Genomic DNA, 14,466 nt, shown 5'->3' with positions numbered 1-14,466 from the left:
ATCACTGCGCCAGAACCCCCTCTTTCTGGCGGCACCGGTCGAAGGCAGCTGCTTGGAACAGCCGCAGGCCTGGCACAATGCCTATGACAACGGCACAGAAACCGGGGAAAGCGGCACAGGGACGAGGCCCTACCGCTGCCGGTGATCCTCCGGGGAGAGCCGCGGCCCGTACGCCTGTTTCCGAAAGCCGCTCGCGTACAGCATCCGGACCACCCGCTGGCGCTGCCCGGCCCAGGGGGACAGGAGCTCAAGCATCCCGGCGTCGTCGGTACGCTGCCCGGTCAACGCCGCGCCTACGAAAGCGGCCAGGTGAAAGTCGCCCACAGAGATGGAATCCGGGCAACCGTGGGTTCGCTGCAGCACCTCGGCTGCCGTCCACACGCCAATCCCGGGAATCGAACATAGTCCGGCGCGAACCTCAGCAGAATCATGTCCAGCCAACCGCTCGAGCGACGAAGCAACCCCAGCCGCCCGCAACGCAGCAGCAGACCGCTTCGCATCAACGCCCGCCCGGTGCCACTCCCAGGACGGAACCCGCCGCCACTGCTCGGCTGTCGGCGGCAGTCGAAGAGCCGGAGCCCCGGGCGCGGCGGGTGCAGGTGAACCGAACCGGGACACCAGGTACCGCCACGCCCGCTTCGCCTCCAGCCCGGTCACCTTTTGCTCAAGGATTACGCGGACGACGGCGTCGAGCATCCTTTCCGTCGCAGGCAACCTAAGCCCGGGGTTCAGATAACGGCCCTTCCGGGCAAGCTCGGGTAGCGAGTCGCCGAAGGCATCGAATGCGCTCCAGTCATCCGGCAGCCCCACCAGACGCGGTACCGAGACCAGGGCGAGAGAAGCACCCGGCCCCCACGCCGTGGCGTGCACCGACGACGACCGCAGCGAACCCCGTTGCGTCAGTCGGAGAGTGGCGGCGCCGTCGTCGTTCCTGAATGCGATCCACACGCTGCCGTCGGAAAAGACGACCGTAGGATCCTGCGGACCGCACTGCAACGGACCCACCGTAGAGAGGAGCGTATACGGCCCATCCACTTCCCACGCAGCCGACAACGCGGCCGAGGTGGAAGCAGTAACAGTCATGCAATCAATCGTGCCATGTACCTCCGACAAGACCCGCCCTACACTTCGTCCATGGAGATCATGGGGAAGCTTCCACGGTTCAGGTTCTGGGCTATGTTCCACGAGTTTGAACAACAGGCAACGCAGATCTGCACGGAATTGCCCGCGGTCACGCTCAGGGGTTGGGAAGGGAAGTTGAGCTTCGGGAACTGGCAGCTTGATCCGCCCAATACCGCGATCATTCATGGAAAGCCCAAGACCGGTCCGTATTTTCAGGTGTGCACTACGCGGGACGACGCCAAGTTGCTGGCACAGACACTGTGGATGATGGGCGCACCCTCCCAAATGATGGAGCGAATGCGCGCGCCCCGTCCGCGCGCGGACACCAAAGCCACCGTCAGCCTGGACGGCGTGCCGCTTGAACTGAACCTATGGACCGACGACGGCGGCTGGTACGCCTTCGGGGTAGCGCCCACTTTCAACCTGGCGCTGGCAGCCACACGCTTCGCCCTGGCGGATGTCCAGCTGCGAACCATCACCGACATCGAGCCGTACCTGCACCTACAGCGCCAGCACATCGCGCGGCTCCGCGGGGAAGCATAGGCTCCGCCGAGAACAACGAGTATCGAGGCCGTCCGGGAGTGTCGGTACCTCGCGGTAACTTGTTAACCATGAAGTTCGCCAACTCCGTCGTGGATCTGATCGGTAACACCCCGCTCATCAAACTCAACCAGGTGACGGGAGGCCTCAAAGCAACGGTCCTCGTGAAGGTGGAGTACATGAGCCCCGGCGGTTCCGTGAAGGACCGCATTGCCGTCAAGATCATCGACGCCGCGGAGAGGGAAGGCAAGCTGAAGCCCGGCGGAACCATCATCGAGCCCACATCCGGGAACACCGGCGTCGGGCTGGCGCTGGTTGCCCAGCAGCGCGGTTACAAGTGCATCTTCGTGGTCCCGGACAAGGTGGGTGTGGACAAGCGCAATGTTCTGGCCGCTTATGGTGCGGAAGTAGTCGTGACTCCAACGGCGGTGGCGCCCGACAGCCCGCAGTCCTACTACGGCGTTTCGGACCGGCTGACCCGCGAGATCCCCGGCGCCTTCAAGCCTGACCAGTTCTCCAACCCGAACGGCCCGCTCAGCCACTATGAGAGCACCGGCCCTGAAATCTGGCGGGACACCGACGGGCGGATTACCCATTTCGTCGCCGGCGTCGGAACCGGCGGAACCATCAGCGGAACAGGCCGCTACCTCAAAGACATTTCGAAGGACAGGGAGACCGGTCCGGTGCGCATCATCGGCGCGGACCCAGAGGGTTCCGTCTACTCGGGCGGAAGCGGGCGGCCATACTTCGTCGAGGGCGTGGGCGAGGACATGTGGCCGGACGCCTATGACCCCGAGGTTCCGGACGAAATCATCCCAGTGAACGACGCCGAGAGCTTCGCGATGACGCGCAGGCTCGCCCGCGAGGAGGGCCTCCTGGTGGGCGGCTCCTCCGGTATGGCTGTCGTCGCGGCCCTGCGTGCGGCGAAGGATCTGGGCGAGGACGACGTCGTCGTCGTCCTCTTGCCCGACAGCGGCCGCGGCTACCTGGGCAAGATCTTCAACGACGACTGGATGAAGTCCTACGGCTTCATGGACAGCGGCGACGAGGCAACGGTGGGTGAGGTGCTCCGCTCCAAGAATGGTGCATTGCCGGACCTCGTCCACACCCACCCGAATGAGACGGTACGGGACGTCATCGCCATCATGAACGAGTTCGGCGTTTCCAACATCCCGGTGCTCTCGCAGGAACCGCCCGTGGTGATGGGCGAGGTACTCGGCTCGGTGGATGAGCGGTTGTTGACGGAGAAGATCTTCCACGGCACCGCGAAGCTGACCGACAAGATTTCCCAACACATGGATGACAAGCTGCCGCTGATCGGTTCGCTGGAATCCGTGGCGACAGCCCGCGAACGCCTGCAGGGCAGCGACACCCTGATGGTCACGTTTGTCGGCGCACCGGTGGGAATACTCACGCGCCAGGACCTGCTGACGTACGTGAGCAGCTAAGAGAAACAAAGGAGACAGATCCGGTGACACCCCCAAACGGCTTCAACACCCGGGCGATCCACGCCGGGCAGACCCCTGACCCCACTACCGGCGCCGTGATTCCGCCGCTGTACCAAACGACGACGTTCGCCCAGGACGGCATCGGCAAGCTTCGGAACGGTTACGAGTACGGGCGAGGCACCAACCCCACCCGCGATTCCCTCCAGGAACAGCTTGCCGCGCTCGAAGGCGGGGAGCACGCGTTCAGTTTCTCTTCAGGCCTGGCGGCCGAGGACGCCCTGATCCGGGCGCTGCTGAAGCCGGGTGACCACATCGTGTTGGGCAACGATGCCTATGGCGGCACGTACCGCCTGATCAACCGCGTTCTGGCGGACTGGGGCATTACCAACGCGGCCGTCGACATGTCGGACCTCGACGCCGTCGAACGCGCAGTTACCGCGGGTAAAACCCGCATGGTGTGGGTGGAAACGCCGTCGAACCCGATGATGAAGATCACCGACATCGAAGCCATCGCGGGCATCGCCAGGAAAGCGGGCGCTCTGCTGGTTGTGGACAACACCTTCGCCACCCCTTACCTGCAGCAGCCGCTCAGCCTGGGAGCCGACGTCGTCGTGCATTCCACCACGAAGTACATCGGCGGGCACTCGGACGCGAGCGGCGGTGCGGTGATCCTGAACGACGCCGGCATGGCTGAGAAGGTGGGCTTCATCCAGTTCGCAGTCGGTGCGGTTTCGGCGCCGATGGAAGCGTGGCTGACCACGCGCGGGCTGAAGACGCTCGGTGTGCGCATGGACCGGCACAGCTCAAACGCTCTGGCGATCGCCCAGTGGCTTGTTCAGAGGGACGAAGTGGAGCGCGTGTACTACCCGGGGCTTCAGGACCACCCCGGCCACGAGCTCGCCGCCCGGCAGATGCGGGACTTCGGCGGCATGATCTCCGTGTCCTTCAAGGGCGGCGAACAGGCTGCGCGCACCGTTGCGGAGTCCACGGAGCTCTTCACGCTGGCGGAGTCCCTGGGCGGTATCGAGTCGTTGATGAATTACCCGTCGGAGATGACGCACGCCTCGGTCAAGGGAACCGAACTCGCGGTTCCGGAGAACCTGGTCCGCCTGTCGGTTGGGATCGAGGACGTCGAGGACCTCATTGCGGACCTGGAAAAGGCTTTCGCGAGGCTCTAACCAAAACACGCCGTTGTCGGCATACTGGGTCGCATGGATGATCAGGTTGACCTCAGACCGGTAGCAGCGCGAATGGCATCCCTGGTGCAGGGCGTCAGGGATGAGCAACTCAGCGCGAGGACTCCCTGCGAGCACTACAGTCTTGAGGAACTGATCAAGCACGTGGACGGCTTGTCGGTAGCCTTCACTGCTGCAGCCGAGAAGAATCTGGGACCGATGACCTCGACGCCGCCCGGCGGCGAGACCGAGCCGCTCGGCGATGACTGGCGGTCCCGCATCGAAGCTCAACTACAGATGATGGCGGAAGTGTGGCACAACCCTGCGGCTTGGGACGGGATGACCCAGGCCGGCGGTGTCGAGTTGCCGGGGGCGATGGCGGGAATCATCGCCGCGGACGAGCTGGTGATCCACGGTTGGGACATTGCCCGGGCGAGCGGCCAGCCGTTCGAGTGCGACGCCGGAGCGCTCGGGGCCGCAACGCAGTTTGTGGAGGAGATGTCGGAGCCGGGGCAATCACGCGACGGGCTCTTCGGACCGGCAGTGCCGGTGCCGGACGATGCAACCGCACTTGAGCGGGTCATCGCCCTCAGTGGCCGGGACCCCCGATGGAGAGCGTCCTGAGCTATTTCTTCCGGAACGGCGACGCCGTGCGGCTCGCCAACCGTACCCACTTGTTCTGCGGCTTCGGGTGGATCTTTTGGAACCAAGCGCTTGAGGTTGGTAGCCACATCAGCACAATGCTGAGGAGCATGACCACGCAAATCACTGAGAGGCCGGGCGTTCTGCGCACAATGATCGGCACACCCACAATGAACCCGATGGTGGTCAGGAGTTCCCGGGCACCGCGTCTGCCGCGCATCAGCCCGAGCACCAGCACCAGCTGAATGACGGCGATGCCTGCCATCAGCACGCCGAGGCCGATCAGCCCCGCCCGGTCGATCTCCTGAAGCGTCGCGGACACGAGGAACGAAACCGCGGCGATCAGGAACAGGACACTCACGAGCGCCCACATGGCGATGGCGACCCTGATGGTCAGCGGCCGTGGGGGCAGTGTGGGGCGGGGCTTGCGTGCCATGGTTATCCTCGGGGTGCCACAACGCCGGTGCGGGCGTCGTCGTCGTAGTGGTAGACCTCTTTGCCACCGATCCAGACCTTCAGCGCTCGCTGCATGACATCCAGCGGGTCACCGCTCCACAGTACGACGTCGGCGTCCTTGCCGGGTGCCAGGGAACCGATGCGGTCGGCCAGCCCGAGCACCTTCGCGGGGTTGAGCGTGATGGAGCGCAGCGCCGTGACGGGGTCCAGGCCCTCCTTCACGGACAGTGTGGCCTGGTGCACCAGGAAGTTGATCGGGATGACCGGGTGGTCGGTGATGATGGAGATTTCGACGCCGGCGTTGGCGAGCTTGCCCGGGTTCGCGAGCGAGCGGCCGCGCAGCTCCACCTTCGACTTCGTGGTGAACAGCGGGCCGATCAGCACTGGGATACCGCGTTCGGCCAGCACATCCGCGAGCAGGTGCGCTTCGGTTCCGTGGTCGAGGACCAGTTCGTAGCCGAACTCGTCCGCGATGCGCAGGGCGGTAGCGATGTCGTCGGCGCGGTGCGCGTGCTGGCGCCACGGGATCTCGCGGCGAAGCACCATTGCCAGTGCCTCCAGCTTGGGGTCACGACCGTTTTCATCCGCCTTGCCCATGTAGTTCTGCGCGTCCATGAAGGCCTTGCGGATCACCATCGCGGTGCCGAGTCGGGTGGACGGCGTCTGCTTCTTCTCGCCGTAAACCCGCTTCGGGTTCTCGCCGAGCGCCGACTTCAGCCCACTGGGGGAGCGGAGCACCATTTCCTCGATGTAGCGGCCGTGAGTGTGAATGGCGACGGCCAGCCCACCGATCGGATTGCCCGAGCCGGGATTGACGTTTACCGCGGTCACGCCGCCGGCAAGGGCGTCGTCAAAGCCGGGGTCATACGGGTTGACGGCGTCCAGGGCGCGTACGCCGGCGGTCACGGGGTCGGTCATCTCGTTGGTGTCATCGCCTGCCGAGCCCTCGCCTTCCTCGTGCGTACCGAGGTGAACGTGGGCATCCACGAAACCGGGGAGCAGCCACTTGCCGGCGGCATCGACGACGTCGGCACCCTCCGGTGCCCGTACATCGGCGCCGAGCGCTGTGATCTTGCCGTTTTCGATTACGACGGTTCCGTCGAAGGGTTCGCCTTCGATGGGCACGACGTGAGCATTGGTGATTGCTGTGACAGTCATGGGTGTGGACCTTTCGCCGGTGGTGGGGGTCACACTCCAACTTACCGTCTGCCTACACTGTTGCGATGTCACAAAGAAACGCGCTTGTCACGGGAGTAGGCCGTTCGGCGGGCATCGGGGCCGGAATTGCGCGGGTGCTGGCGGCTGAGGGCTGGGATCTGGCATTGAGCTATTGGCATCCGTATGACGAGCGCGTGAATCAGGCGTCGTCCGGAGCGGAGGAAGTCAGCGCCTTGGCGAAGGAACTCGAGCAACGCGGTTCGAGTGTGGTGACGCTGCCGGCCGATCTTGAGGACCCCGCTGCAGCCGACAGCCTCGTCGAACAGGCCGCAGAGCACCTCGGCCCATTGACCGGGCTTGTCCTCAGCCATACGGAAGGCGTTGACTCGAGCATCCTCGACACGACTCTGGAAAGCTTCGACCGTCACTTCGCGGTCAACGTGCGTGCATCGTGGCAGCTCATCCGCGCCTTCGCGCTGCAGGCCCCGGACGACGGCGGTGCGATCGTCGCGCTGACCAGCGACCATACAGCGCACAACCTCCCGTACGGTGCGTCGAAGGGCGCGCTGGACCGCATTGCCATCGCGGCAGCCTACGAACTCGGCGACCGGAAGATCAGCTCGAACGCACTCAACCCCGGCCCGGTGGACACCGGCTGGATGACTGAGGAAATCCGGGATGCCGTCCAGCAAAGACAACCGACCGGGCGCCTGGGCGCGCCGGCGGATGTTGCCGGCGTCGTCGCCTTCCTCCTGTCCGACGCCGGACGCTGGGTCAGCGGGCAGCTCATCAAGGCCGACGGCGGGTTTTCCGCGGCGTAATTGACCGCCACGCCGAACGCGGCCCCAACCTGCAACAATGCCGTTATGGCACCGCTCGCCCCGCCGGAACTCGGGAAGTTCCGCACAGTCATGGGCTTCATCCTGGCCGTTGCCCTGCCTCCGCTCCTGGAATGGGGCATGTTCGCGGCCGGCAACCAGTTCCTCGCAGTGGATGTCCTGGTTCAGCTTGCGGGCGTGGTTGCCGTTTCGCTGGTCGGTGGGCTGTGGCCGGCGCTCGTTGCCGCGCTGTGGAGCAGCCTGATCCTCAATTACTACTCCACTGAACCGGTCGGCTCGCTGGAGATTGCCGATCCGGAAAACCTCCTGACCCTGGTCATCTTCATCGCGATCGCCGTCGCGGTCTCTCTCGTGGTCGGTCTGTCGGCCCGCCGATCGCGTGAAGCGGCACTCGCATCCGCGGAGGCCGCGACGCTGGGCGAACTCGCGCGCGGAGTCCTGGCCGCGGAGGATTCCCTGAAGGGTTTCCTCGAGCACGTCCGGGACCACTTCGGTATGCAGACGGCGGCGCTGTTCAAGAGAACGAACCACGACGACGGTGCGAGCCCCGCCCGGGCAGGGGCACTCCAGTGGGACGTGGTGGCGAAGACAGGGACGCCGTCGTCGTCGGGCAAACAACTCCTGGACCGCGCAGACGCTGTGACGGATATCGACGGCGGATACCGGCTCGCGCTGTACGGACGCTCCTTGTCCGCCAGGGAACAGCGGCTGCTTGGAGCATTCGGATCCCAATTCGCAGCGATGCGCCAGCGGCAGGAGCTGGTCGCGAGCACCAAAGAAAACCAGCGGCTGGCCGAGGGCAACGTGATGCGCACGGCCATCCTGCGCGCCGTCTCCCATGATCTGCGGACACCACTGACGGGGATCAAGCTTGCCGTCAGCAGTCTCCGCCAGGAGGACATCCGGTTCACGCCCGAAGAGGAAGCAGAGCTGCTGGCGACCATCGAGAACTACTCGGACCGGCTGGCATCGCTGATCGATAACCTGCTGAACATGTCCCGGCTGACCGGCGAGGCCGTGACTCCGCACTTCGGGCCGGTGTACTGGACGGACGTTATATCCGCCGCGCTGCAGGGATTGCCGCCGGGCCGTATCCGCGTGGAGCTGCCCGCGAACATGCCGCCGGTCGAAGCCGACTACGGGATGCTCGAACGGGTCATCGCCAACATCGCGGAGAACGCCGACAAGTACGCGGGTGAGGCGGACATCGTGATCGACGGCGCCGTATCCGGCACAGTGCGCGGCGTCCCGGCGAGCGAGTTGCGGATCAGCGACCAGGGCGTTGGTGTTGATTCCGCTTCCCTCGCCCGCATGTTCCAGCCCTTCCAACGGTTGGGGGACGCAGCGGCGGGTACCGGCGTCGGGCTGGGCTTGGCGGTCGCGCGCGGATTCACCGAGGTGATGGGAGGCGAGCTGGCCGCCGAACCGACGCCAGGCGGCGGTCTCACCATGGTGCTGCGGATGCCCCTGTCCACGGGCGTTGCGGCATGACAACGGTTCTGATTGTCGACGACGAGCCCCAGCTCCTTCGCGCGCTTCACATCAACCTCCGTGCTCACGGCTACCGGCCCATCCCGGCTCCTGACGGGCAGGCAGCGCTCGCCGCCGCGAGTGAACACCGGCCGGACCTGGTGGTACTGGACCTCGGCCTGCCGGATCTCGACGGGGTGGACGTCATCAGATCGCTTCGCAGCTGGACGCAGGTGCCCATCATCGTGCTCTCGGCACGGCACGGATCGGAGGACAAGGTCGAGGCGCTGGACGCCGGCGCCGACGATTACGTGACCAAGCCCTTCGGCCTGGACGAGCTGCTGGCGAGGCTGCGCGCGGCCGGGCGCCGCGCCGTCGTCGTTCCTGAAGTTCCCACCGTGGAGACCGGAAGCTTCACGCTCGACCTCGCGGGCCGCAGGGCCGTGCGCGACGGCGAGGACGTGCGGCTGACTCCGACGGAGTGGAGGATTGTCGAGCTGCTGGTGCGGAACCCGGGCAAACTCATTTCCCAGAAGCAGCTCCTGATGGACGTCTGGGGACCGGCGTACGCGAAGGAGCTGCAGTACCTGCGGGTCTACCTGAACCAGGTGCGCCGCAAGCTTGAGCCGGACCCGGCACGGCCGCGGCGCTTCATTACCGAGAGCGGCATGGGGTACCGGTTCGAGCCTTAGTCTGTACCTATGACAACAGGTGTTCTGCTGGCCGTGTGCCGTGTCCATGCGCTGCTGCCCACGAAGGATTCCACGGGTGTGACGGCGATCGACAAGCGCGCCGTCAAAGGGCCAGTGAAGGTGCATCCGCTCGGGCTGACCGGGGACATCCAGGCCAGCCGGAAGCACCACGGCGGACCGTCCAAGGCGCTTTACGCCTACTCCCAGGCTGACGCGGATTTCTGGTCAGCGGAGCTCGGCCGCGACATGGTGCCGGGCAAGTTCGGGGAGAACCTGCGCGTTGACGGCATCGAGGCCACCCATGCCGTTATCGGTGAACGCTGGCGGATCGGGGAAGTTGTCCTCGAAGTCACCGAGCCGCGCACACCCTGCGTGAACTTCGCCCGCTACCTCGGCGAATCGAACTGGGTGAAGCGTTTCGCGTCCGAGGGCCGGATCGGCACGTACCTGCGCGTCGTGAAGGGCGGGCAGATCGAGGCGGGGGACGCCGTCGTCGTCGAATCCCGGCCTGAGCACGGCGTGACTGTTGGCCAGCTTTTCGCCGGCCTCTCGCCTGAGCAGGCGGACCGGCTTCAAGCCGCCGACGACGACGGCGCGCAGCTCACTCCCGACGTCAGGAAGGTCCTCACGCGGGCACAGCGCGTTCCGGCGCCCACGCCCTGAATCGATGATTGTGGGCAGCCTCACGCCGACCCTCGGCCGGCATCGACGCACCGGCACGGGCGCGTACTGTACACTTGAAACATCCCCCACACCGGTTTTCCCTTGATTCCTGCCCTGAAGCGGCATGGATTGGTTGTGTTGGGGCCTGCGGCGAATAAGCCAAGCAGGCAGATTCATTCAGGGAGCGCCGGCTAGAGAACATTGCACTTCACCGCTGGGAAAGCGGCCGAAGCTGGAATGTGAGGTCCTGCCGCGGGATTGAAACAGCGCTGGATTTCCTGTTCATACGGCTGTCCTTAGCCGTCCGGCTCCTAGTGAAGGACTATTTCCTCATGCCTGAAAACCTGCCCGCAGACACGCCCGAAACCGAAACTCCTGATACAACGTTCGCCGACTTCAACCTGGACGGACGCGTCCTGGCGGCGCTCGCCGATGTTGGATACGAGAAGCCCTCACCTATCCAGGCCGCCACCATTCCCGTGTTGCTGGAAGGCCGCGACGTCGTCGGCCTGGCCCAGACCGGAACCGGCAAGACCGCCGCGTTCGCAATCCCGGCACTGTCAAGGATGGCGGAACTGGCTGACCTGAATGGTCCGGCGAAGTTCACGCAGGTTCTCGTCCTTGCACCGACCCGCGAACTCGCACTGCAGGTTGCGGAGGCGTTCGCTTCCTACGCCAAGCACATCGACAACTTCACCGTCCTCCCGGTGTACGGCGGATCTGCCTACGGCCCCCAGCTGGCTGGTCTCCGCCGGGGCGCGCAGGTTGTTGTCGGTACGCCCGGGCGTGTCATCGACCACCTGTCCAAGGGCTCGCTGGACCTGTCCAACCTGCAGTACCTCGTGCTCGATGAAGCCGATGAGATGCTGCGCATGGGCTTCGCCGACGACGTTGAGCAGATCCTCGCGGAAACCCCCGAAGACAAGCAGGTGGCACTGTTCTCCGCCACCATGCCCGGTGCTATCCGCCGCATCGCTCAGAAGTACCTGAGCAACCCTGCTGAGATAACGGTGAAGGGCAAGACCTCCACCGGCACCAACACCCGCCAGCGCTACCTGCAGGTGATGGGCCCGCACAAGCTCGACGCCATGACGCGGATCCTTGAGGTAGAGGATTTCGACGGAATCATTGCGTTCGTGCGTACCAAGATGGCCACTGAAGACCTGGCGGACAAGTTGCGTTCCCGGGGCTTCCAGGCAGCAGCCATCAACGGCGACATCCCGCAGCAGCAGCGTGAGCGCACCATCGAAGCATTGCGCGACGGCAAGATCGACATCCTGGTCGCTACCGACGTCGCAGCCCGTGGCCTAGACGTTGAACGCATCTCCCTCGTGGTCAACTACGACATTCCGCATGACACCGAGTCCTACGTGCACCGCATCGGCCGCACGGGCCGCGCCGGGCGTTCGGGTGACGCGATCCTGTTCATGACGCCGCGTGAGAAGTACCTGCTGCGCTCGATCGAAAAGGCCACCCGCCAGCCGGTGGAACAGATGCACCTTCCCTCCACCGAGACCGTCAACGAGCTGCGCCTGAACAAGTTTGCCGAGCGCATCACGGAGACGCTCGCCACCGAGGACGTCTCGATCTTCCGCAACCTGATCGCCAACTACGAAGACGAGCACAATGTACCGGCAGCAGAGATTGCCGCTGCGCTCGCCATCATGGCCCAGGGCGGGAACCCGCTCCTGGTCAAGGACATCCCGCAGGCACCGGCCGGCCAGAAGGAGCGCGCGGGCGGACGTAAGGACGGCTTCGGCTCACGCGGACCAACGCGCACCCTGACCGAGGGCAACGCCACCTACCGTATTGCGGTAGGCCGCCGCCAGCGCGTCATGCCGGGCTCGATCGTCGGTGCGATCGCCAACGAGGGTGGGCTCTCGTCGTCGCAAATCGGCGGTATTGACATCCGTGCGGACCACACCCTCGTGGAGCTCCCTGCGGAGCTCAGCAAGGACCAGTGGCGCGCACTGTCCAAAACCCGCATCGGCGGCGAGCTGATCCACCTTGAGCTTGATAAGGGCCGTCGCCCTAACCGTGAACGTCCTGCCGGCGACTTCAAGAAGCCTCACCGCAAGGGCGAGGGCTTCCGTAAGGACCGCGACCACGACGGCGGTTTCCGCGCCGATCGCGGGCACGATGCCGGCTTCCGCAGCGAGGGCTACCGGTCGGACCGCGCGGCGGGCTCGGACGAGCGCAAGCCCCGCCACAAGAAGGGTGCCGGCGCCGGAAACGGGCGCCGCGAAAACTGGTGATTTCAGTAGGCTGATTCGACGCCGGACTGAACCATCCGCAAAAGCGCCGTTGTTGGGCACGATCGTGGCAAGTTCGGTATTGGTCAACCTGTGTGAGACAGGTTGGTCGATTTTCTGTTGATTGGGTTATTGATGTGTGCCGGGCCTGGAAGGCCTGGTGGTTTGGGGCGGTGGGCGTAGCGGTGCGGGTTTTTCCGCCAGGCCTTGTCGAGGCATTGTCTGCGGGCCGTTGTGATTTGAGTGGTCCGTCGGTGGTGCATGTTGGCTGGTGTGTGCCAGCCGATGGCTGAGTGTCGGTGGTTGTTGTTGTATTCGTAGAAGAACCAGTTGCAGAACGCCAGCGCCTGGTCGTAGGTCTCGAATGAGCCGGGGAAACGCAGGTCATACTTGAAGGTCTTGAAGAAGGCCTCCGAGTACGGGTTGTCATTCGAGACCCCGGGCCGGGAGAACGACTTGTCGACCCCGAGTTTCGCCAACAGCACCGAGAGAGGCTGGCTGATCATCGCGGCCCCGTTATCGGAGTGCAGATACTGCGGTGCTTTCCCGTTTCCCTCCACTGCGTCGGCCACCATCTGTTTGGCTAACTCCCCGTCTTCCCACGCTTCGAGTCGCCACCCTGTGACGAATCTCGAGTAGATGTCGGTGATGACGTAAAGATGGAAGTACTCGCCCCGGCGCGGGCCGTGGAGCTTGGTGATGTCCCAGGACCAAACCTGGTTCGGTGCCGTCGCTGTGAGCTCGGGGATCTTCTTCGGTGACGCTGTAGCCTGCCGACGCCGGTCCCCGGTGAGTTGATGCTCGCGCGCCACCCGGTACCAGGACGAGCGTGAGCAGATATAGTTCCCGTCGTCCCAGGCACGATAGAACACCTGGCAGACCGAGAAATCCGCGTATTCCTCACTACCCAGAGCTTCAATGATTGCGGCACGTTCCCGGTCACCCAAGGCCGCCGGTTGATACCGGTCGGCCTGCGGAATGGGGTCCGGTTTCGGCTCCGGGGGACTGCAATGCCGGTAGAAGGACGCCTTCGGATATCCGGTCAACAGGCACGCCCGGACAACGGACATCCCACCCTGTTTCAAATCCTTGACCAGCCCACGCCTTACTTCCCGAGCCCGTCCTGCGGCTTCGTGGTCCTGAAAGCTACTGGGATCTCCGTCTGATCCGGTGTTTCCGGAATCCTGATCCGCGAGCTCTTGGCCATGGAAGCCAAGAGCTCTGATGCTTTTCCCAGCACTTCCACCGCGCTCTCGGATTGCGCCAGCTTCGCCTTCAACGTCTCGTTCTCTCGCAGCGCCCGGACATAATCGGCACGTTCTCGCTTATTCATTACATGCCCCCTGTGTTTGCCCTCCGAAGGCTCCAGCAGTCCGGCGCGCTGATCCTTCCGCCAGCGCAGCACCGAGGTTTGATTCACGTCATACCGCCGGCACACCACCTGCTTTTGGCCCGGCGCGGCAGCCTCATACTCAGCCAGGATCGCAAGTCGCTCATTCGCGGTGAAACTATCCCGGTTACTCGATCGCCGATGAACTACCATCACGCACTTCCTTCCCCGCCGCTGAACCAACCCAACGAAACGTAAACTGTCTCACTTCAGGCTGACACATAGGGAGTTCCCCACGATTCCGCACAATAGCGGCGCTTTTCGCCGTTCTGAACGGTGCCCGGCGTCGTTCTTCCACGTGCCCTAACGGGTCCCCGCAAGTGGTGCCGAGAGAATTTCTCAGCGCGGGATTTAGCTGGTAAAGTTTTCTGCTGTTGCCCCCCTAGCTCAGTGGTAGAGCGCGTTCTTGGTAAGAACGAGGTCACCGGATCGATTCCGGTGGGGGGCTCTCAAATGGGAGGCCCGCCGCAGATCGTAAGATTGAAGCGGGCAGTCTCATTTGTGGCGGTGTAGCTCAGCTGGTTAGAGCGCACGACTCATAATCGTGAGGTCGCGGGATCGAGTCCCGCCACCGCTACAGGCAGCAGGCCGGCAGTTCTTCTGGAGCTGTCGGCCTGCT

The 14,466-nt window shown here is 64.5% G+C and carries 14 protein-coding genes and 2 tRNA genes; 11 read left to right on the top strand and 5 right to left on the bottom strand.

The window, feature by feature from the left end; genetic code table 11:
- Positions 1 to 129: 129 nt before the first annotated feature.
- The gene (locus BJ994_RS11610) at positions 130 to 1,083 is read right to left on the bottom strand and encodes a DNA-3-methyladenine glycosylase family protein (protein ID WP_167994288.1); all 954 of its coding nucleotides are present in this window, start codon (positions 1,081 to 1,083) and stop codon (positions 130 to 132) included.
- A gap of 51 nt (positions 1,084 to 1,134) precedes the next feature.
- On the opposite strand from BJ994_RS11610, the gene BJ994_RS11605 reads away from it, so the two are divergent.
- The 4 genes from BJ994_RS11605 (at position 1,135) to BJ994_RS11590 (ending at position 4,909) form a co-directional block, all read left to right on the top strand.
- The gene (locus BJ994_RS11605) at positions 1,135 to 1,665 is read left to right on the top strand and encodes a hypothetical protein (protein WP_167994286.1); all 531 of its coding nucleotides are present in this window, start codon (positions 1,135 to 1,137) and stop codon (positions 1,663 to 1,665) included.
- Positions 1,666 to 1,733: 68 nt separating this feature from the next.
- The gene (locus tag BJ994_RS11600; protein WP_167994284.1) at positions 1,734 to 3,110 is read left to right on the top strand and encodes a cystathionine beta-synthase; all 1,377 of its coding nucleotides are present in this window, start codon (positions 1,734 to 1,736) and stop codon (positions 3,108 to 3,110) included.
- A gap of 23 nt (positions 3,111 to 3,133) precedes the next feature.
- Entirely contained in the window at positions 3,134 to 4,288 is a 1,155-nt protein-coding gene (locus BJ994_RS11595) for a cystathionine gamma-synthase (protein WP_167994282.1), read from the top strand.
- Between the two features lie 33 nt (positions 4,289 to 4,321).
- Positions 4,322 to 4,909: a TIGR03086 family metal-binding protein gene (locus BJ994_RS11590; RefSeq protein WP_167994280.1), complete on the top strand. Its 588-nt coding sequence runs from the start codon at positions 4,322 to 4,324 to the stop codon at positions 4,907 to 4,909.
- 1 nt (position 4,910) lies between these two features.
- Here BJ994_RS11590 and BJ994_RS11585 read toward each other — a convergent pair whose 3' ends face one another.
- Complete coding sequence (locus tag BJ994_RS11585) at positions 4,911 to 5,363, bottom strand: hypothetical protein (RefSeq protein ID WP_167994278.1); 453 nt, start codon at positions 5,361 to 5,363, stop codon at positions 4,911 to 4,913.
- Positions 5,364 to 5,365: 2 nt separating this feature from the next.
- Positions 5,366 to 6,541, bottom strand: a complete 1,176-nt coding sequence (locus tag BJ994_RS11580) for an amidohydrolase (protein ID WP_167994276.1) — start codon at positions 6,539 to 6,541, stop codon at positions 5,366 to 5,368.
- Positions 6,542 to 6,606: 65 nt separating this feature from the next.
- Here BJ994_RS11580 and BJ994_RS11575 point away from each other — a divergent pair, with 65 nt between their 5' ends.
- The 5 genes from BJ994_RS11575 to BJ994_RS11555 all read left to right on the top strand — a co-directional run bounded on the left by BJ994_RS11575 (position 6,607) and on the right by BJ994_RS11555 (position 12,460).
- Positions 6,607 to 7,362 carry an SDR family oxidoreductase gene (locus BJ994_RS11575; RefSeq protein ID WP_167994274.1) on the top strand — a complete coding sequence of 252 codons (756 nt, stop codon included), beginning with the start codon at positions 6,607 to 6,609 and terminating at the stop codon, positions 7,360 to 7,362.
- Between the two features lie 45 nt (positions 7,363 to 7,407).
- A complete protein-coding gene (locus BJ994_RS11570; protein WP_167994272.1) occupies positions 7,408 to 8,871 on the top strand; it encodes a sensor histidine kinase in 1,464 nt (487 codons plus the stop codon).
- Complete coding sequence (locus BJ994_RS11565) at positions 8,868 to 9,542, top strand: response regulator (RefSeq protein ID WP_167994270.1); 675 nt, start codon at positions 8,868 to 8,870, stop codon at positions 9,540 to 9,542. The genes BJ994_RS11570 and BJ994_RS11565 overlap by 4 nt, the downstream gene beginning before the upstream one ends.
- A gap of 9 nt (positions 9,543 to 9,551) precedes the next feature.
- On the top strand, positions 9,552 to 10,205 hold the full coding sequence (locus BJ994_RS11560; protein ID WP_167994268.1) for an MOSC domain-containing protein: 654 nt from the start codon (positions 9,552 to 9,554) through the stop codon (positions 10,203 to 10,205).
- Between the two features lie 332 nt (positions 10,206 to 10,537).
- Entirely contained in the window at positions 10,538 to 12,460 is a 1,923-nt protein-coding gene (locus BJ994_RS11555) for a DEAD/DEAH box helicase (protein ID WP_167994267.1), read from the top strand.
- Positions 12,461 to 12,543: 83 nt separating this feature from the next.
- On the opposite strand, the gene BJ994_RS11550 is transcribed toward BJ994_RS11555, so the two are convergent.
- Both BJ994_RS11550 and BJ994_RS11545 read right to left on the bottom strand, forming a co-directional pair.
- The gene (locus tag BJ994_RS11550; RefSeq protein WP_280801356.1) at positions 12,544 to 13,554 is read right to left on the bottom strand and encodes an IS3 family transposase; all 1,011 of its coding nucleotides are present in this window, start codon (positions 13,552 to 13,554) and stop codon (positions 12,544 to 12,546) included.
- A gap of 8 nt (positions 13,555 to 13,562) precedes the next feature.
- On the bottom strand, positions 13,563 to 14,003 hold the full coding sequence (locus BJ994_RS11545; RefSeq protein WP_167994265.1) for a transposase: 441 nt from the start codon (positions 14,001 to 14,003) through the stop codon (positions 13,563 to 13,565).
- Between the two features lie 220 nt (positions 14,004 to 14,223).
- Between BJ994_RS11545 and BJ994_RS11540 the strand changes: the two genes are divergently transcribed.
- Together BJ994_RS11540 and BJ994_RS11535 are read left to right on the top strand one after the other, a co-directional pair.
- Positions 14,224 to 14,295: transfer RNA gene (locus BJ994_RS11540), tRNA-Thr, on the top strand.
- Between the two features lie 55 nt (positions 14,296 to 14,350).
- Positions 14,351 to 14,424: transfer RNA gene (locus BJ994_RS11535), tRNA-Met, on the top strand.
- Positions 14,425 to 14,466: the final 42 nt, after the last annotated feature.

The sequence above is a fragment of the Arthrobacter pigmenti genome (assembly GCF_011927905.1).
Lineage (GTDB): Bacteria > Actinomycetota > Actinomycetes > Actinomycetales > Micrococcaceae > Arthrobacter_D > Arthrobacter_D pigmenti.
The sequence above is the reverse complement of the archived record's forward strand: the minus strand, read 5'-3'. Positions and strand labels throughout refer to the sequence as shown.